The sequence below is a fragment of the Alkalibacillus haloalkaliphilus C5 genome (assembly GCF_000269905.1).
Classification (GTDB): Bacteria; Bacillota; Bacilli; order Bacillales; family Alkalibacillaceae; genus Alkalibacillus; species Alkalibacillus haloalkaliphilus_A.
This window is the reverse complement of the sequence record NZ_AKIF01000007.1, coordinates 1-18,718: the sequence shown is the minus strand read 5'-3', so window position 1 is coordinate 18,718 and position 18,718 is coordinate 1. Positions and strand designations below refer to the sequence as shown.

Here is an 18,718-nt window from a genome sequence, read left to right as displayed (position 1 = left end):
TATGACAAAACAATCCTTTAACACTAAAATCGTTCATAACAATATTTCACAACAAAATGTCGGTCAGTCTAAATCGACACCGATTTATCAAACATCAGCTTTTACGTTTAAAGATTTAGATCATGTTGAAAGCTACTACACCGGAGACGTTCCTTACCTATATAGTAGAGAAAATAACCCGAATACAAATGAACTTGGACAAGCTGTTGCACAATTAGAAGGTGCTCCAGCAGGCGTCGCTTCATCTTCTGGTATTTCTGCGATTATGGCTGGCATATTTTCAGTCGTTGAAGCAGGTGATCACATCGTGGCAGCAGGGGACTTATACGGCGGTACGCAACAACTCATCACAAAACAGTTAGCTAGCTTTGGAATCGAATACACGATTGTTGACTTTAGTTCTGGTGATGCGATTAAACAAGCGATTCAACCGAATACGAAACTTTTATATACTGAATCGATCACCAACCCATTTTTACGTGTAGAAAACATTGAACAGCTCGTCAACATAGCCAAAGAGCACAATTTAAAGACAATGGTCGATAACACATTTGCGACTCCGTATCTTTTACAACCTTATATGCAAGGAGTTGACATAGTTGCCCATAGCGCTACCAAATACATCGGTGGCCATAGTGACGTTACTTCAGGCGTTGTCGTCGGACATGAGGATTTAATTAATAAAGCCAATCAAAAAGTCGTCGGTCTCGGCACTAACTTAAGCCCATTTGAGGCTTGGCTAACGCAACGCGGATTAAAAACGCTAGCTTTAAGAATGAAACAGCAATCAGAAAATGCAAATGCTGTAGCTGGGCAACTACAACAATCAGAAGACATCAAACACGTTTTTTACCCTCAAAATGTTTCTGAGAATGGTCATGGTGCAATTGTCACTATTGAACTAGCTCACCACGTTGATGTGGATACATTTTTCAAATCATTAGATTGGATTAAAATTGTTCCTACACTTGCTGGTGTGGAAACGACTGTTTCATACCCTATTGCTACATCACACCGTGCACTAACTGATGAAGAACGACAAAAGCTTGGCATTAACGAATTTGTTGTCCGAATTTCAATAGGTATTGAGGAAACTCAAGACATTGCCAACCAGTTGTTGAAAGCTATTCAAACAGCAAAATAACACTATTTACCAAACCCAAGGTTAGGAATATAAGTGCTCTTTTCTTCAAACAATACGTGAAGAAAGGAGCACATTATTTATGCGTAAAAAAATGACTACTGTCTTTATAGCTTCCGTAGCCATTATGTTAATACTAGTTGGCTTAGGGATATTTTGGCCAAATGGACTTGAGGAAATAACAACTAATGTACAAATATTTATTTCTGAAACTTTTGGCTGGTATTACTTAATAGCAGTTACTTTCTTCACTATCGTTTGTTTAGTTTTTTTAATTACACCTTTAGGAAAAATAAGACTCGGAAAGCAAGACGAAAAGCCTGAATTCAGTCGTCCGACTTGGATTGCCATGTTATTCAGTGCAGGTATGGGGATTGGGCTAGTGTTTTGGGGGTCAGCTGAACCGATTAACCACTACTCACTTATGTCTCCTACAGCTAGTGAACTTGGAACAGATGAAGCTGTTAAAGAGGCGATGAACTACACGTTTTTCCATTGGGGGATTCATGCATGGGGAATATACGGAATCGTCGCATTGATTTTAGCTTATTTTAGCTTCAGACATGATAGAACAGGATTAATTAGTGCTACACTTCACCCATTATTCGGTCGAAAAAGTATGGAAGGTAGCACTGGTAAAGTCATTGATATATTAGCTGTTGTTGCGACAGTCATTGGTGTAGCGACAACTCTCGGTTTCGGAGCGGTACAAATTAACGGAGGTTTAGCATACTTGCTTGATATTCCAAGTGGTTTTATGCTTCAACTCATTATTATAACCATCGTTACCGTTTTATTTATGATCTCTGCTTGGACAGGACTAGCTAAAGGAATTAAAATTTTAAGTAACGTCAATATGGTACTCGCTGTCCTTCTATTTTTGTTTATGATTATAGTCGGACCTACGTTATTTATTATGAATATGTTTACGAATTCATTAGGAAGCTATGTTCAAAACTTACCAGCAATGAGCTTTCGCATAGCACCACTTAATGAAGAAGTTCGCGAGTGGATTGACGCCTGGACTATTTTCTATTGGGCCTGGTGGATTGCTTGGTCGCCATTTGTTGGTATTTTTATCGCCAGAGTATCTCGTGGCCGTAGCATAAGAGAGTTTGTATTCACCGTTCTCATTATTCCTTCACTGATCGGATTTTTATGGTTTTCAACTTTCGGTGGTTCAGCTATTTCTATTGAACATACAGGTGTTGATACACTATCGAATTTAGCGACTGAAGAAATGCTGTTTGGGCTGTTTTCACATTATCCTTTCGGTATAATTGCATCAGTGGTTGCGATTATTTTAATTAGTACATTCTTTATTACATCTGCTGACTCAGGTACGTATGTATTAGGCATGATGACAACGAATGGTTCGCACCATCCAGGTAGAAGGATTAAGCTCATCTGGGGTGTAATCCTATCTTCAACAGCTTTAGCATTACTTTACACTGGCGGTTTACAAGCCTTAGAAAATACGATGATCGTCGCAGCACTTCCATTCTCAATTATTATGTTACTCATGGTGATTAGCTTCATTAAAGCGATTTATAAAGAAGGAAAAGAGCTTGGCATTGGTGAAATTAAAAGTCAGAAAAAGAAATAAAAAAAAGGTCTAGAGTTAATTAAGCTCTAGACCTTTAGTCATTTAAGATTCTTTTAACTTTTTCGAGTTCCTCATGTTCTAAACCATCAATCACTAAACTTGAACTTTCAATTGGTGCGCCTACTCTAGGTTTAGCAAGCACTTCATCATCTAATATAAAGGTAAATATTGACCTTCATGCTCTTCTGTGAATTCTTTAACTAGACTTGCATCTTTAAATTCAATCACTAAAGCTTCGTAATCTTGATTTGCAATATTAGTTGTTGATGCTCCTTCAAAATCTGACATAGTCGCGACTTTTTTCCCTTCTTCCAAATATATCCTAAAAGAAGGATTTTAGCAATACGAAGTAGAATAGGTTTAAAGTGAATCAAAGACTACTAAGAAAGAAGGCGATTTTTATGTCCGAAAATATTAAAACGGTAAAAAAGTACACAATTGAACAATTTGAAAACACAGAAAACATTGCAGGGGCTGCTTTATCTCATGATGGCTCTTCCATTTTATACGCCAGTGACCGTACAGGTGTATTTAATGCATTTTCCATTCAGCTTAAGGACAAACTACCGACCCAATTAACAGAGTCGACCACTAATGCTATTTTCCCAGTTAGTTACTTTCCTCATGACAAGCGCTTTTTATATGATAGTGATGAAGGTGGTAATGAATTAAACCACATTTACTTACGTGAAGAAAACGGTAAAGTAACAGACTTAACACCTAGTGAACAAGCAAAAGCAGAATTTTTCGGGTGGGCTGAAGACGAGAGAAGTTTCTTCTTTGAATCCAATAAACGTGATGAGCGATTCATGGATTTACACAAAATGGACATTGATTCCTTTACTTCTCAAATGGTTTTCAAAAATAAAGAAGGCTATAACATTGCAGCGGTTTCACCTAACAAGAAATACATTGCTCTATACAAAACAGCTAAACCAAATAATACAGATATGTATATTTATTCAAAGGAGAACGGTGCTGAGCATATTTCTGAACATGAAGGTGATATTGAGTATATCCCTGTCACATTCGATCAAACTTCTAGTTACCTATACTATTTAACAAATGAAAACCATGAGTTCTCACACTTAAAGCGTATGAATTTAACCACTCAATCAATTGAGACAGTTGCCATTGAGGATTGGGATATTATAATGGCTAAATTCTCTTATAACTATAAATACCTTATTTACGCTATTAACAACAACGGAAAAACAGAAGTTAAACTATTGGAAACAGCTACTGGCAATTATGTTAAAATCGAAAATTTACCCGAAGGTCAAATTAGTAGTGTGTCGATCTCAAAAGATGAAGAGACATTAGCATTCACATTGAACAGTTCTAATGCACCGAGCAATCTATATTGTTATAACTTAACGACAAAATCTCTTACTCGTTTAACAGACACGTTGAATCCAGAAATAAATCCAAACGATTTGGTGAAAGCTGAAGTCGTCCATTATTCATCGTTCGACGACTTATCGATTCCTGCAATATATTATAAACCTCACCATGAACATGATGAAAAGATACCGGCACTCGTCTTTGTCCACGGTGGACCAGGTGGACAGTCAACTGTCGATTATAATCCCCTGTTTCAATACTTAGCGAATCATGGTTATGCCATCTTAGCTGTTAACAATCGTGGTAGTTCTGGATATGGTAAGACGTTTTTTAAAGCAGCTGACAAAAAACACGGAGAAGTAGACCTTCAAGATTGTATTGAAGGTAAAAACTACTTAGCCTCCCTAGATTTATATTGACGAAAATCGTATTGGGATTATTGGCGGTAGTTATGGAGGATACATGGTCCTTGCAGCTATGGCTTTCCAACCTGAGGAATTTGAATTAGGCGTTGATATTTTCGGTGTTTCAAATTGGGAGCGAACATTGAAAAGTATTCCACCTTGGTGGGAAGCCATGCGCGATGTTTTATATAAGAAAATTGGTGATCCATACGAAGAGAATGAATACATTAGAAGCATTTCACCTCTCTTCCATGCTGAGAACATTTCAAAACCACTGATTGTCTTACAAGGAGCTAATGACCCAAGAGTTCTTCAAGAAGAATCAGATGAAATTGTAGAAGCTGTTAAGAATAACAACATGCCTGTTGAGTATATAGTCTTTGATGATGAGGGCCATGGGTTTACTAAGAGGAATAATAGAATTAAAGGGTATCATGCTATTAAAGAATTTTTGGATCAATATTTATAATAAATAGCTTAAATGTAAGGCACCTTCACATTGAATGAAGGTGCCTTTTAATGACTTTATAATAACCCTAATAACTTTAACCCTTGCATCACACCATCTTCATCGACTCGGTTAGTCTCAAAATGTGCAGCTTCTTTCGCTCGTTCATGACCATTCCCCATCGCAACACCTAAAGGAAACTGTGATAACATTTCAAGATCATTTAACGAATCACCAAATGTAGCAACACGCTCCTTAGGAATATTTAAACGCTCAATGATTTTTTCAATCCCTTCTGCTTTTGATCCACCAGCTGGGATAACATCAGTCGATAACTCATGCCAACGAATAAAATCAAAGTTGTCAAACTGCTTTTCATATACGTCTTCTTCGCTTTGTTCGCAAAAGATGAGAGCCTGATATAGCTCACGGTTTTTATACTCCGGATCATAAGTTGGGAACTGATCTATTTTAAGTGAAGAGATACTTTCAGTAATATAATCATGTTCAGGAACATTAGCCTTCATGTCCACATGATCCATATAAACTACGGGATGATTGTTTTCATTCGTTTCTTGAACCATCTTATCAAGTGATTTAGGGTCTAACGGATTTTTATAAATCACTTCACCTTTAAGCACAACATACTGACCATTGAAGCTAATGTATGTATCAATGCCTAATTCATTTCTTAGATCTTCATACATAAAAGGCGCTCGTCCGGTTGCGATTGCAACTTCATGGCCGTTGTCTTTTAATTGTTGGATTGCTTGTTTAGCTGAAAGGGGTAAGTTTTTATCTTCGTCTAAAAGGGTACCGTCTATATCAAAGAAAACGATATGTTGGTTAGTCATATTAATGCCTCCATCGAAATAATGAAATTCTCCATTATTATATATGAGGCTATTTAATATGCCAACTTAAAAGCAATGCTAATTTTTAATCACAATTCTTTATATTTATTAATATTTTCATGGTTTTAGCTTGTTTTTTCAATTTTACTTTGGTACATTGTAAGTAACTAAATAAAACCTTTCTTATTTTAAACTTTTTAAAGTAAGGATAGAGGAGCAAAAACCATGAGTACATATGTGGAAGAGAGTGAGCTCTTTTGAAGCATATGAAAAGGGGAATTTGCCGAAGCTTTAACGATTTTCTCACAATCGTGAAGCTGGTTCTGATATTTAAAAGATGCAGAGCTGTCATATAGGAGACTATATGGAGGGCTATCTCTGACTTAGGACTACATGATGTTCTTAAGCAACAACGAGCCCTCTCGTTGTTGCTTTTTTGGTCCTCCACACCTAGAGGTGAACGATTTACAAATTTTATTGAAAAGGGTGTGTGTATCATGAATTTTGGTCAAGTGATTACAGCAATGGTAACGCCATTCGATCAAAATGGTGAAGTCGATTACGATGCAACAAGAAGTTTGATCAACTATTTAATCCAAAACGGATCAGATGGTTTAGTTGTTGCAGGGACAACAGGTGAATCACCAACGTTAACACATGAAGAAAAATTACATTTATTCCGTCTAACAGTTGATGAAGTTAACGGGCGTGTTCCAGTTATTGCAGGTACTGGCTCTAATAACACTAAAGAATCAATCGAACTTTCTAAAGAAGCAGAATCAATCGGTGTTGATGCGGTTATGTTAGTAACACCATATTACAACAAACCATCCCAAGAAGGTATGTACCAACATTTTAGTACAATCGCAAATAACATTAACTTACCAGTAATGCTTTACAATATTCCAGGCCGTAGTGCTGTTGGCATGTCACCAGATACGATCATTCGTTTATCACAAATCGAAAACATTGTATCCGTTAAAGAAGCAAGCGGTGACTTAGACCAAGTGACTACCATTATTAACAACACTGCTCCTGAATTCACTTTATACACAGGTGAAGACAGTCAAACATTACCGACCGTTGCAGTAGGTGGTACTGGGGTTGTTTCTGTATCAGCCATGTAATCGGGAATGAAATGCAACAAATGTTAAATGCACTACACAACGGTGATGTCGCATTTGCTTCTAGAATGCATGGTTATATCGTACCGTTTATGAACGCAATGTTCTCAGCGCCAAGCCCAACACCAGTTAAAGAAGCATTGAACCAAATCGGTGTATCAGTTGGCGGTGTTCGTTTACCACTCATTCCGTTAAACGACACAGAACGTGCGTCACTAACACAATTAATTAACGAGTATAGAAGCCGAGAAGATGTAGGCTAATAAACCTTTTTAAAAGAACAAGTGATTTGATCGCTTGTTCTTTTTTATTTTGTCTGTTATGAGAAACAGTTATAAAGTCAATACTACTAATGTTATGATAGAAATGAATACATAATAGTAAGATCAATAGAATTGAGGTATGAGTTGATGTTAACGGACCGTTGGATAAAAGACTTATTTTCTACCACAGTCTATCAGAGAGGATTAGTCTATTATAATCTAGGAAAAGTTGTACATATGCAATATAATGAGGATCTTGATCAATACCAAGCGAGAGTGCTTGGAAGTGAGCTTTATAATGTAAAGGTCAAAGTTGACTCTACGCAAGTTTCCTATTCTTGTGACTGCCCTGCTCACAGTCAATATAATCAATGTAAACATTCTGTTGCTGTTTTACTTAAAATTTCAAATGAACTAGAAGCAGAAATCACACATTATGACGACTTTAATAGCCGCCTTAAACAATACAATCGTTTTCAACAAGAACAACGTGATTATTCAACTGAAATGATCCAGTTACTTTCCAACCACCTTCAAGGAAACTCAACTACTAAAGAAACATTGCAAGTCGAATTTATTTTAAAACCATATGACCCGTTGTTACATGATCATATGTTGTCTATAGAAATGAAACTAGGGGTTGGAAGAACATACGTCGTCAAAAGCTTGAAAAAGTTTTTAGAAAGTGTAGATGAGCAAAAAGAACACTATTTCACACCGAACTTTAGCTATGATCCTGAAATCCATCAGTTTACTGATGAAGACCAACAAGCTGTAAATCTATTACTCGAAATGTACCGTAACGATGTATTTTATGATAATAGGTGGCAAACACCACCAAGTTCTAAAGCCATGACCATTCCGCCTGTAATCGCCCAACAATTGCTACGAGCACTTGCGGACTGTCATTGTCAGCTAGAATATAATAACGAGTATTACGGTGAGATCAATTGGGTAGAAAATGGTGTGCCATTCCAATTTTCATTAAACCAAAATGAAGAGCAATACGAGTTAACTTTAGATGACTTTCATGATGCTCAATATTTCAAAGATTATGGGATCATTCGTGAAAACGAAACCTTTTTCAAACTTAATAACAAACAAATGAACATTATGAACGACTTGTATAAGCTTTTATACAGAAGTAAGCAAGCATCAGTTCCAATTAAAAAGCAACAAGCTGATTCGTTCATCTCACATGTTATCCCTAACTTAGAAGAACTCGGTAATGTACAAATGTCTGAAAAAGTGCAGCAATCAATCGTTAACCCTCCTCTTCAAGCGACGATGCATTTAGACCTTGATGAAGACCGGTTAACGGCTAACGTTCGTTATAATTATGATGATATTGTCATTGATCCAATGCAACCGGATCACATACAAAAGCAAAGTCATGAACACATTTTAGTCCGTGATGTCGTTGAAGAAAATAAAATTATGAGTTTAATTGAATATGCATCATTTAAGTTCAACGGCCAAGAGCTTTATTTAGATGATGAAGAGGAAGTTTTTTCGTTTTTATACGATGTGCTTCCTCAACTAGATGAGTCCATAGCAATTTATTCAACTCAAACGGTTAGAAACTTATTATTAGACGACATTGAATACCCGACAGTGAACGTTGAATACGACTCTAACGAAAATTTTTTAGAAGTCGATTTTGACCTTGGTGACATTGACCAGAATGAAATTAGTCAGATCATCCAATCCGTCGTTGAGAAGAAGCGTTTTTACCGCTTACCGAACGGGTCTTACGTGCCATTACAAGATGATTCTTTTGCCGAAATGTCACACATGTTAAAAGAGCTTCGATTAAACACACAAGACATTAACGAAGGAACAATACAACTTCCGGCCTATCGTGGACTACAAATCGATGAAATCTCTCAAGGGTTAAAACGAAAATATAACGAAGCATTCGAAAAGCTCATCCAAGACATTAAAAACCCTGAAAACTTTAAAGCACCTATTCCTTCATCACTAAATGCCGACATGCGTGAATATCAAAAAGTCGGCTTCCAATGGTTGAAATCGTTGAGCCGTTATCAATTTGGTGGCATTTTAGCCGATGACATGGGGTTAGGTAAGACGCTACAAGCAATCGCTTTTCTTCAGTCTGAAAAAGATGAAAACGCAAGCGTTCAACCAGCGATCATTGTAGCGCCAGCTTCTTTAGTTTATAACTGGCAAGCTGAATTTGAGAAGTTTGCCCCAAATATGAACATTAAAGTCGTTCACGGGTCAGTCGGAGAGCGTGAACTCGTATTAAAGGATGTCGATCAATACGACGTGATTATTACATCTTATCCTTTAGTTCGACAAGACATCGAGCACTATCAATCGATGCAGTTTTCAACATTAATTTTAGATGAAGCACAAGCAATTAAAAACAGTTTAACGAAACAAGCTAAAGCCGTTAGAGCTATTCGGGCAAGAAAACGTTTCGCGCTAAGCGGAACACCGATTGAGAACTCACTCGATGAACTTTGGTCTTTATTTGACGTTATTTTACCAGGCTTTTTCCCAGCGAAAAAAGAGTTTCGTAACTTACCGGAACAACAAATTTCAAGAATGAGCCGACCGTTCATTTTAAGACGAATTAAAGAAGACGTATTAACTGAGTTACCCGATAAGATCGAAACAGTCCAACATTCAGAGCTTACGACGAAACAGAAACAACTTTATCTCGGTTACTTAGAGAAAATTCAAGGCGAGACAGCTAACGCTTTATCGACAGAAGGGTTTCAAAAGAACAGGATGAAAATACTAGCCGGGTTAACTCGACTACGCCAGCTTTGCTGTCACCCTTCACTTTTCATTGAAGACTATGATGGAGAATCTGGCAAACTCAATCAATTACTCGAAATGGTCGAAACAGCACGTGAAAGTGAAAAGAGAATATTAATCTTCTCACAATTTTCGAGCATGCTTAAAATTATTCACAACAAATTATCCGAATCAAATCAGGACGCTTTTTATTTAGACGGACAAACACCGTCCAAAGATCGCGTTGAAATGGTTGAACGATTTAATGAAGGCGAGAAAGAGATTTTCCTCATTTCATTAAAAGCAGGGGGGACTGGACTAAACTTAACCGGTGCAGACACCGTCATCTTATATGACTTATGGTGGAACCCTGCCGTTGAAGAACAAGCAGCGGGACGTGCACACCGTATGGGACAACAAAACGTCGTCCAAGTATTCCGTCTTATTACGAAAGGTACAATTGAAGAGAAAATCCATTCCTTACAACAACGTAAACGTGAATTGATTGAAAACATTATTCAACCAGGTGAAACGACATTCCAAAGCCTTAGCGAACAAGATATTCGTGAGCTATTAAATGTCTAACAAAAACTCCTCAGCATTAACCGCTGAGGAGTTTTATTTATTTTTCACTTACAATCATCTCTTAAATATTTAAACAAATTTAGTCATTAAAATATCATCAACATAGTCACCATTTTCAAACTTGATCTCTTTCACTTTCCTCCCCTCTTCTTCAAACCCAAACTTTTTATATAAATCAATCGCTTTAACATTAGAAGAGAATACTGCTAAGTTGACTTTCTCAATTGTTGGATTTTGTTTAGACCATTCAAGTAAGCTAGCTAATAAGGCATGACCTACACCTTTCCCCCTGAACCTTAGGTCAACCATCATACCAATTGAGCCAGTGTGCATTAACCTTTTTCGATTTGGTGATTGAAAAGCTAGCCATCCAACAACTTGTGCATCTACTTCTGCAACTAAAAAAGTTTCACACTCATTATCCAATAATTTCTCTATCCACTTACTATGGTCTTCAACTGAACGAACAAACTCTTCTTCAGCTGTAACTAAAAAATCTTTTTCCTTAATAACTTCTTTTTGAATCTCTAACGTCACTTCTGCATCTTTCGTTAATCCTTCCCTTACAATTATTCTACTAACATCCATAAGACCACCTACTCAAAAATAATCTATTAATCTTATATCCAGAGAATCAAATGAATCGATCGGTTCTAAGCCATCCCATAGCATAATATTAGAAGTTTCATCGTTTGGTTTAAATGGTTGTAACTCTTCTAGTTCGCCATAGAATACTGGGTTGTATTTAACCGCTCCACTCTTTATAACTTTTGATTTCAAAAGTCCTTTAAATGTAAGGTTCTTAACCTCTTGACCCGTTTCTTCATAAAGCTCTCGTTTTGCACAATCCTCTGGTGTTTCCTCACCTTCTCACTACCAGCTGGGAACTCCCATTGCCCACGCCAAATGTTATAACAGATTAAAAGTTTACCTCGGCAGTTGATGATAGCATATGAGCCACTAACCGGTTCGTATTGGTCTATTTGGGCTTCGGAAACTTCAATAAAACTCACAAACTCGACACCATGGCTTTGTAACTTGACCACCTTTTACACCTCATTTGTTGTATACGTTGATGGAATGACAACTGCACGACAAGCCTTTTCAAAAAACTCAATTGGCCCTGCACCACCAATAACAGCATACGCATAACCAATCTCCTTCATATCTCTTAAACAATAATGAAGTAAGGCATACCCTACTCCACTTGTTCTGTTAGAAGAGGTGACTCCTATTGGACCTATGTAACCTTTCTTTCCTTTAAAAACATCGTATGCTGCAAAACCTATTAACTGACCGAAATCATCATATGCAACATAAATAGATTTTTGATTCATTGATAGACCTTGTTCAATAGTATTTGACCATTCCTGTGAGAATTCGTTTCTAACAAACATTACTAAATCGTGTTGATCTACAAGTTCAACACTTTGAATGTTTAAATCACGAATTGCTGGGAATTGATACTCCCCTAAATATGTAATCATATCTCTTGAACTAGTCCCCAACGTTAACAATAACTTTTTGTCTTCATCGGACACATGCTGATTAATCACACTTGATTCTTTTATTAAAGCTTTAAGGACATGCCCCTCGTTCAAGAAGACTTGATTGTACCGCCTCATATATTCACAGGCCGCTTCAAAAACGGTTAATACCTCACTTGATACTTTCTCATTGAAAAGATTATAATTATTGACTTGTTCAAGTTCTACCTCTCTCTTCGTTGCTATTTTTTCTAAGTCAACATTAACCTTACTTGCAACCTCACCAAGTGCTCCATTTTTTTCATTTTGGAAAGCTATAAATAGATCAATTGTTGTTAGAGCATTAATGCCTAATTGATCTATACTCTCTTCAGCTCTTCTCATAATTCTTAATAGTCGTTTCGTTATTTTATAATGGTCATCACTCAAGTTAATCATCCTATTTTATTAAATTTCACGATCCCTTTTCACTTCAAAGTTTGGTCTTGTTAAATAATCCATATACTTTACTCGCTCACCATCTAAATAGCTTTGATAACGTGTACGAATCGCTGAAGCTTCAATCCAGTCTAACACGTCATTCTTAGGTACCCATCTGCTGTCAGTTGTTTCTTCTGAAGTGGTTAACTCACCACCAATCGGCTCACAAACGAAGTCAAACATAACTTTTGTCGGAACATCTGTCACACCATCATACCACTTATGAACACCTGTATTTGAATAAACTCCCACTAAGCGAGAAACGACAACATCAATCCCACTTTCTTCTTTCACCTCTCGAATAACACCATCTTCAAGATTTTCACCAATTTCAACTTGCCCACCAGGAAATACCCAGCCACCATGATGCTCTTTTACAAGAAGGATATTTCCATGTTCATCTTCAACAATTCCACCGCAAGCAACTATATGTGTAGGAAAGGACATCTTATTACCTCCTAAATTTTGCTCTTAATATAAAGTAATTCAACAAAAATCAACATCCCCCTTCCTAAAATTAGAAAGTAAACCAAACATTTTTAATTTTATGATATTATATGAGAAGCATTGAAAGATAGGAGAGAACACATTGATTGATGTTACGAAGTTGAAATTAGAAAAGAACAGACGAATCATTTTCATATCAGATATTCATGGTAGTTTAGATTTATTCAAAAAACTATTAAATAAAGTTGATTATACAACTGACGATTACTTATTTATAAATGGTGATCTTTGTGAGAAAGGTGACAACAGTCTTGGCGTGATCCATTATGTAAAACAATTATCATCAAAGTCTGAGCGAGTATTCGTGACGAAAGGTAATTGTGATATTCTCCACCGTTATGTTTTTGAAGGTCACGAAGCCATTTTAGACTATATGAAAGACGGTAGAAAATCTGTTCTTAATGAAATGCTAGAGATGAATAATAAAACATTAGACGACTTCCACGACATAAACGATTTAGCTAATTATTATTATAAAAACTTTAAAGATGAAATTGACTGGTTAGATTCATTACCTACAGCTTATGAAACAGAACAATTCATTATCATTCATGCAGGGTTAAATGAAACTTTGGAGCAAACTGATGAAAAGGCAGCATTAACTACTCCTTCTTTCTATGAAAAAGGACATTCAGAACAGAAAATAGTCATAGTAGGTCATTGGCCTGTATCTAATTATCGTATAAATGACATAAGTTCCAATAATCCATTGATTGACTATGATAAGCGAATTAGTGCCATCGATGGGGGAAATAAAATTAAAAGAGACGGTCAACTAAATGCTTTAATTATTGAAGATGACCATTTATCCCATAGGTTCGTTGACTCATTATCTAATCAATCTTACATACAAAGAGATTACACACCTACGCAACCAATTAAGGGGACAGTAAGCTATCCCCACTTTGAAGTATCTATTATAAAGGAAGAAGAAAACTTCACATTATGTAAAAATAATAGTCTTAATATAAATCAATGGATTAAAAATGAATATTTAGTAGATAGAAATAGAGATCAAGCTAAAACAAATGAAGTTAGTACTTCCATCCTTTCCGTTAACGCTAATGAGGAAGTATATATTTTAGATCACAGTTGTGAGGGGTATATGTTAATTAAAAAGAAAAACGGTGACGTTGGTTGGGTACCAAAGAGTTGTATATAATTAAAGAAGAGCATTAAATGACAAAAGATCATCTAATGCTCTTTATGTGATACTAATATTATATGTCTTTTAACATTCGTTCAGCAGCTCTCGTTGGAAAATCAGCCTCAGCTATATCCGAGATCACTGCTACCCCATCTGCACCTGCCTCAATAACTTTTAACGCGTTATTGTGTTTAATTCCGCCAATTCCGACAAGCGGTATACCAGGCAGTTGTTCCCTAATCTCTTTAATAACGACAGGGCCTCTTACTTCCTCAATATCTTCTTTCGTATTCGTGTTAAACATAGGCCCAACGCCGATATAGTCTACGCCTATTCGATGAGCCTCTAATGCTTCTTCAACATTGTGAGTTGAAACCCCAAATAATTGATGACTCTTAAGGGAATCTTTAATTTTCTTCATATCCCCATCTTCTTGGCCGATATGTAATCCGTCTGCGTCTAACTCTATAGCGAGTCCAAGGTCATCATTAACAATAAAAGGAACGTCATATTGATGGCAAACTTCTTTAAGCTGAAGTCCTAACTCGATCTTTCCTTCACCTGTTCTAGAACCTTCTCCTTTTTCTCGAAACTGAAAGAACGTGACACCGCCTTGAATTGCCTTTTCTAAAGTCTCAACAGGATCATACTTACAATTTTGACTACCCATAACAAAGTATAATGATAATTGTTTCTTTAAATTGTTTTGTTTAATCATACTTTCGCTCTCCTACTTTGAAATGCCCAATGATTCGTTGGTCCATGACCAGATCCAATGTGTAAACCATCTTCAATCGCAACTTGAATAAATTCCCTTGCAACACGAATGGCATCTAGACTACCTGCATCTTTTGCAAGTTCAGCCGCAATGGCAGCTGCAAATGTACACCCTGTACCGTGTGTGTTTTCTGTATACTGACGGTCGTTTATTAATTGTGTAAAGGTCTCACCATCATATATAAGGTCGATTACTTCCTTTTCCTCGCCATGACCACCTTTAATGATGATATTTTGTGCACCTAAGTGGTATAAACGTTTAGCCGCTTCTTTTCGGTCATCTATAGAATTTAACGTTAAGCCTGTAATTGCTTCAGCTTCAGGGATATTGGGTGTTACAACGGTTGCAACTGGTATTAAATGCTTTTTCATCGCATCGATTGCTTCATCTTGTAACAATTTTGCGCCACCCTTTGCAATCATAACAGGATCAATGACAACATTATTCATTTCATATTGTTGAATTTTTTTCGCTACAGTTTCAATAATTTCTGCACTAAATAACATCCCCGTTTTTAAGGCATTAGGCTTTAAATCTGCTCCAATTGAATCTAGCTGTTCTTCAACTTGGCTTACAGTTAGAGGATAAACGCCTTGTACGCCTAATGTGTTTTGCGCTGTAACAGCTGTTAGGACTGACATGCCATATGTTTTTAATTCTTGAAACGTCTTTAAATCTGCTTGAATTCCTGCTCCGCCACCAGAGTCAGAACCAGCGATTGTTAATGCTTTTGCTACCGTCACACCTATTCCTCCCTACTAACCTAATAATTGATGATAAATCTTTTTCGCTTCTACGATATCTTTCATTCCGTGAATGAGCACACGTCCATCTTTGAAAAAGACAACACGTCTATTTTCAGAATGATATGAGACTAAAAATGGGTTTTGTTCAATTGCTCCACCTTGTTTTTCTAACTGTGTTACTAAAGCGTTCAAATCACGGTTAACTTTTTTCGGTGGTCGAATTTGCACCGTGTTACGACCACAAAGAACTGCTGTTTTCGTCTGGTTCTCATATGATAAATATGGATAAGTTGGGGATTCTCCACAAGATGGACAATCTTCCTTTTTCAATCGGCTAACATCAATAGCTGATTGTTCATTTTTCCATAAATCAAACGAAACGAGCTTCCGACGAACTGCTTCAAAATCTTCTACGAAAATTTTAATTGCTTCAGCCGCTTGGTAGGCGACGACCATTTGAACTGCTGGTGCAATGACGCCAACGGTATCACAAGTTGCACCACCGAGCGGGATCGTTTCAAGTAAACAATTCAAGCAAGGCGTCTCACCCGGTAAAACTGTAAAGCTGATCCCATAACTACTGACACACCCACCGTAAATCCATGGAACACCGTATTTTTGTGCAACATCATTAATTAAAAAACGAATATCAAAGTTATCGGTCGCATCAATAATTAAATCCACATTAGAAACAAGTCGATCGATTTCCTCCACAGTAACGTCCATGATTTTCCCGTCCACTTCAATGTCAGGGTTAATTTCGCGTAACCTTTTTTGAGCGGCAACCGCCTTAGGTATTCTGTCATTGGCATCACGTTCAGTATATAACTGTTGCCTTTGTAAATTACTTACCTCTACGTAATCACGATCAACAATCGTTATTCGACCGACACCTGCGCGGGTTAAAATTTCTGCATTACCTGTTCCTAAAGCTCCTGCACCGATAATTAAGACGTGCTTTTTTTGTAACTTTAGCTGCCCTTCTTCCCCGATCCCGTCAAATAATATTTGTCTTGAGTAACGTTCCTTCATCTGATGGCCTCCTTTAATCAACCACCGCCAACGAAGTGAACGAGCTCCACTCGATCACCATCTTGTACTGTTATTTCTTCGTGTTGACTTGAATCAACAATGTTAGCGTTTAGTTCAACGATGATTTTCTTATCAGCTAATTCAAAATGATTAAGCAAGTCAGAAACAGTTTGAATATCATTCAATAATTCACGCTGCTCCCCATTAACATGAATAACCATGACGAACACCTCCTAGATAATGCTTGGCTTCTTCTATTGGTTTCTCTGAATCTATTAAACCTGACATGACAGCAACACCCCGAGCACCATGAGCCATCACACTTTCCACTCGTTCAGGTGTTATTCCACCAATGGCAATGACAGGAATATTAATAGACTCAGTCAACTGTTCTAATTGTTTTAAACCTCGTGGGGGTATACCTGGTTTAGAATTCGTCTCAAAAATATGCCCAAAAATGACATAATCTGCCCCACCACTTGCCGCATGTTGAGCTTCCTCAATGGAATGGACTGATCGACCAATTAATAGATTAGGGTATTTTGTTCGGACAGAAGAGACATCTTCACTATGATCCGTTATTTGAATACCTTGAACCCCCGTTTGAACTGCCAACGCGACACGTTCATTAATGACGAGTTGATCTTTCGAAACGCCGTTTTTCACTAACTCATCAATCCACTTAACGAGTTCATCATCTGTTCGATGTTTTTCTCTAATATGAATATGGTTGACGTAAGGTGATACCGCTTGTGCGACACTTACAAATTGCTCTAAAGACTGTTTACCATTTGAAATTAAATGGATTCCTTCAGTCATTTAAATCAACTGCCAATCTTTCATAACCGGTTGATAGCCATGACTTAACAACATTTGTTTAACTTCATCAACTGAGCGTTCATCAGAGATTTCAAACTGACTTTGGGTGTTATCAGGTTCACTGTAACCACCGACGACAGTTGATGATGATGCTGACATTTTCGTCGGACCGAGCGGTAAAATTTGCTCACGAAACTCTGGACGCTCTCTCGTTGAAACCGTAATGCCTGAATGTGGCTGAAAAATACGATAAGCTAGCATGGCTTGAACTAAGTTTTGATCGGTTACTTCTACTCTAGGTTGGAAGCTACCGGCATTCGGTTGAATTCTCGGAAAGGCTACTCCAACTTCAACGTCTAAATACTTCTGTTGTAAATATTGCGCATGTAACCCTGTAATATAGCTTTCACGACGCCAATCATTTAACCCTAACAGTGCTGCAATTGAAACAGCTCGCATACCTGCTTCACAACCACGCTCAGGTGTGTCCAAGCGATACTTAAAGAAACGTTTAGGCCCTTTTGTGTGTAATTCACGGTAAATTTCTTCATCATAAACTTCTTGATAAACCGTTAAATTATCAATACCACTATCAACGATCTCTTCGTACTGTTCTGTATCCATCGGCTGAATTTCTAATCCGACTGAAGAGAAATATTTCTTCAACACTTTCATGCACTGTTTAAGATATTTCACAGACGAGTGCATCATCGATTCACCAGAGAGGATGATAATGTGTTCAACCCCCATATCCGCAATCACTTTCGCTTCTTCTTCAAGCTCTGTCATCGTTAAAATTCGACGCGGAAAATCATTGTCGACACTGAAGCTACAATATTTACACGTATTAACACAGTAATCTGATACATAAAGTGGCAAGAAAATTTGCATCGTGTTGCCAAAATGTTGAACCGTTAGTTGATGTGCTCTTTGAGCCATTTCTTCTAAATATGATTCAGCTTTCGGTGACAACAAAGCAAAGTAATCCTCTTCATTAATTCGGTCTTTTTGTAGTGCTCTTTCAACATCTTGGTGTGTGACATTTTCCATCATGTCTTCTAAAGGAAGTTGATTGACCTTCTCTAATACGTTATAAAACTCACGTTAAATCATCCTTTTTATGAGTGTAGAAATCCTGTAAGTGGAGAAGAAGCATTCGCTTTCGTTGAAGATGCTCCTAAACCAGA

At 37.2% G+C, this 18,718-nt stretch carries 16 protein-coding genes, 3 pseudogenes and 1 riboswitch; of the genes and pseudogenes, 7 read left to right on the top strand and 12 right to left on the bottom strand.

Annotated elements, in window-relative coordinates:
* Position 1 precedes the first annotated feature (1 nt).
* Positions 2 to 1,144, top strand: coding sequence for a trans-sulfuration enzyme family protein (locus A194_RS0101510; RefSeq protein ID WP_017185120.1), 1,143 nt, complete (start codon positions 2 to 4; stop codon positions 1,142 to 1,144).
* A 79-nt stretch (positions 1,145 to 1,223) separates the two neighbouring features.
* Positions 1,224 to 2,747 (top strand): glycine betaine uptake BCCT transporter, encoded by a 1,524-nt coding sequence (locus tag A194_RS0101505; protein ID WP_017185119.1) that lies wholly within the window; start codon positions 1,224 to 1,226, stop codon positions 2,745 to 2,747.
* 150 nt (positions 2,748 to 2,897) lie between these two features.
* Here A194_RS0101505 and A194_RS20160 read toward each other — a convergent pair whose 3' ends face one another.
* Entirely contained in the window at positions 2,898 to 3,035 is a 138-nt protein-coding gene (locus A194_RS20160) for a hypothetical protein (protein WP_157783013.1), read from the bottom strand.
* Between the two features lie 113 nt (positions 3,036 to 3,148).
* Between A194_RS20160 and A194_RS16875 the strand changes: the two genes are divergently transcribed.
* Positions 3,149 to 4,510 (top strand): S9 family peptidase, encoded by a 1,362-nt coding sequence (locus A194_RS16875; RefSeq protein WP_017185116.1) that lies wholly within the window; start codon positions 3,149 to 3,151, stop codon positions 4,508 to 4,510.
* Positions 4,500 to 4,964, top strand: a complete 465-nt coding sequence (locus tag A194_RS20905) for a prolyl oligopeptidase family serine peptidase (RefSeq protein WP_202800433.1) — start codon at positions 4,500 to 4,502, stop codon at positions 4,962 to 4,964. The genes A194_RS16875 and A194_RS20905 overlap by 11 nt, the downstream gene beginning before the upstream one ends.
* 56 nt (positions 4,965 to 5,020) lie before the next feature.
* Here the strand turns inward: A194_RS20905 and A194_RS0101485 are convergent, their stop codons facing one another.
* Positions 5,021 to 5,797 (bottom strand): Cof-type HAD-IIB family hydrolase, encoded by a 777-nt coding sequence (locus tag A194_RS0101485; protein ID WP_017185114.1) that lies wholly within the window; start codon positions 5,795 to 5,797, stop codon positions 5,021 to 5,023.
* Between the two features lie 201 nt (positions 5,798 to 5,998).
* Positions 5,999 to 6,180: riboswitch (Lysine riboswitch) on the top strand.
* Positions 6,181 to 6,294: 114 nt separating this feature from the next.
* Between A194_RS0101485 and dapA the strand changes: the two are divergent.
* Both dapA and A194_RS0101475 read left to right on the top strand, forming a co-directional pair.
* Positions 6,295 to 7,184: pseudogene (gene dapA / locus A194_RS16870) on the top strand (4-hydroxy-tetrahydrodipicolinate synthase).
* A 147-nt stretch (positions 7,185 to 7,331) separates the two neighbouring features.
* On the top strand, positions 7,332 to 10,535 hold the full coding sequence (locus A194_RS0101475; RefSeq protein WP_017185113.1) for a DEAD/DEAH box helicase: 3,204 nt from the start codon (positions 7,332 to 7,334) through the stop codon (positions 10,533 to 10,535).
* Between the two features lie 69 nt (positions 10,536 to 10,604).
* Here A194_RS0101475 and A194_RS0101470 read toward each other — a convergent pair whose 3' ends face one another.
* From A194_RS0101470 to A194_RS0101455, 4 genes and pseudogenes are all read right to left on the bottom strand, one after another.
* Positions 10,605 to 11,123 carry a GNAT family N-acetyltransferase gene (locus A194_RS0101470; protein WP_017185112.1) on the bottom strand — a complete coding sequence of 173 codons (519 nt, stop codon included), beginning with the start codon at positions 11,121 to 11,123 and terminating at the stop codon, positions 10,605 to 10,607.
* 12 nt (positions 11,124 to 11,135) lie between these two features.
* Positions 11,136 to 11,345 (bottom strand): annotated as a pseudogene (locus A194_RS20610) (NUDIX domain-containing protein); the annotation flags it as partial.
* 239 nt (positions 11,346 to 11,584) lie between these two features.
* Positions 11,585 to 12,451, bottom strand: a complete 867-nt coding sequence (locus A194_RS0101460) for a GNAT family N-acetyltransferase (RefSeq protein ID WP_017185111.1) — start codon at positions 12,449 to 12,451, stop codon at positions 11,585 to 11,587.
* An 18-nt stretch (positions 12,452 to 12,469) separates the two neighbouring features.
* Positions 12,470 to 12,949, bottom strand: coding sequence for an NUDIX hydrolase (locus A194_RS0101455; RefSeq protein WP_017185110.1), 480 nt, complete (start codon positions 12,947 to 12,949; stop codon positions 12,470 to 12,472).
* 142 nt (positions 12,950 to 13,091) lie between these two features.
* Between A194_RS0101455 and A194_RS0101450 the strand changes: the two genes are divergently transcribed.
* Positions 13,092 to 14,171 carry a metallophosphoesterase gene (locus tag A194_RS0101450; RefSeq protein WP_017185109.1) on the top strand — a complete coding sequence of 360 codons (1,080 nt, stop codon included), beginning with the start codon at positions 13,092 to 13,094 and terminating at the stop codon, positions 14,169 to 14,171.
* 58 nt (positions 14,172 to 14,229) lie between these two features.
* On the opposite strand, the gene thiE is transcribed toward A194_RS0101450, so the two are convergent.
* From thiE to thiH, 6 genes and pseudogenes are all read right to left on the bottom strand, one after another.
* Positions 14,230 to 14,874, bottom strand: coding sequence for a thiamine phosphate synthase (gene thiE, locus A194_RS0101445; RefSeq protein ID WP_017185108.1), 645 nt, complete (start codon positions 14,872 to 14,874; stop codon positions 14,230 to 14,232).
* Positions 14,871 to 15,677, bottom strand: a complete 807-nt coding sequence (gene thiD, locus A194_RS0101440; protein WP_017185107.1) for a bifunctional hydroxymethylpyrimidine kinase/phosphomethylpyrimidine kinase — start codon at positions 15,675 to 15,677, stop codon at positions 14,871 to 14,873. Before thiD ends, thiE begins: the two co-directional genes overlap by 4 nt.
* Positions 15,678 to 15,692: 15 nt before the next feature.
* Positions 15,693 to 16,712 (bottom strand): thiazole biosynthesis adenylyltransferase ThiF, encoded by a 1,020-nt coding sequence (locus tag A194_RS0101435; RefSeq protein ID WP_017185106.1) that lies wholly within the window; start codon positions 16,710 to 16,712, stop codon positions 15,693 to 15,695.
* Between the two features lie 17 nt (positions 16,713 to 16,729).
* Positions 16,730 to 16,933 carry a sulfur carrier protein ThiS gene (gene thiS, locus A194_RS0101430; RefSeq protein ID WP_017185105.1) on the bottom strand — a complete coding sequence of 68 codons (204 nt, stop codon included), beginning with the start codon at positions 16,931 to 16,933 and terminating at the stop codon, positions 16,730 to 16,732.
* A complete protein-coding gene (tenI, locus tag A194_RS0101425; RefSeq protein WP_017185104.1) occupies positions 16,917 to 17,531 on the bottom strand; it encodes a thiazole tautomerase TenI in 615 nt (204 codons plus the stop codon). The genes thiS and tenI overlap by 17 nt, the downstream gene beginning before the upstream one ends.
* A pseudogene (gene thiH, locus A194_RS0101420) lies at positions 17,532 to 18,617 on the bottom strand (2-iminoacetate synthase ThiH); the annotation flags it as partial.
* Positions 18,618 to 18,718 lie beyond the last annotated feature (101 nt).

Bases quoted from the DNA above. Each gene is read 5' to 3' on its own strand.
- A194_RS0101510 (WP_017185120.1), top strand. From the start codon at position 2: ATGACAAAACAATCCTTTAACACTAAAATCGTTCATAACAATATTTCA.
- A194_RS0101505 (WP_017185119.1), top strand. From the start codon at position 1,224: ATGCGTAAAAAAATGACTACTGTCTTTATAGCTTCCGTAGCCATTATG.
- A194_RS20160 (WP_157783013.1), bottom strand. From the start codon at position 3,035: ATGTCAGATTTTGAAGGAGCATCAACAACTAATATTGCAAATCAAGAT.
- A194_RS16875 (WP_017185116.1), top strand. From the start codon at position 3,149: ATGTCCGAAAATATTAAAACGGTAAAAAAGTACACAATTGAACAATTT.
- A194_RS0101485 (WP_017185114.1), bottom strand. From the start codon at position 5,797: ATGACTAACCAACATATCGTTTTCTTTGATATAGACGGTACCCTTTTA.
- A194_RS0101475 (WP_017185113.1), top strand. From the start codon at position 7,332: ATGTTAACGGACCGTTGGATAAAAGACTTATTTTCTACCACAGTCTAT.
- A194_RS0101470 (WP_017185112.1), bottom strand. From the start codon at position 11,123: ATGGATGTTAGTAGAATAATTGTAAGGGAAGGATTAACGAAAGATGCA.
- A194_RS0101455 (WP_017185110.1), bottom strand. From the start codon at position 12,949: ATGTCCTTTCCTACACATATAGTTGCTTGCGGTGGAATTGTTGAAGAT.
- thiE (WP_017185108.1), bottom strand. From the start codon at position 14,874: ATGATTAAACAAAACAATTTAAAGAAACAATTATCATTATACTTTGTT.
- A194_RS0101435 (WP_017185106.1), bottom strand. From the start codon at position 16,712: ATGAAGGAACGTTACTCAAGACAAATATTATTTGACGGGATCGGGGAA.
- thiS (WP_017185105.1), bottom strand. From the start codon at position 16,933: ATGGTTATTCATGTTAATGGGGAGCAGCGTGAATTATTGAATGATATT.
- tenI (WP_017185104.1), bottom strand. From the start codon at position 17,531: ATGACTGAAGGAATCCATTTAATTTCAAATGGTAAACAGTCTTTAGAG.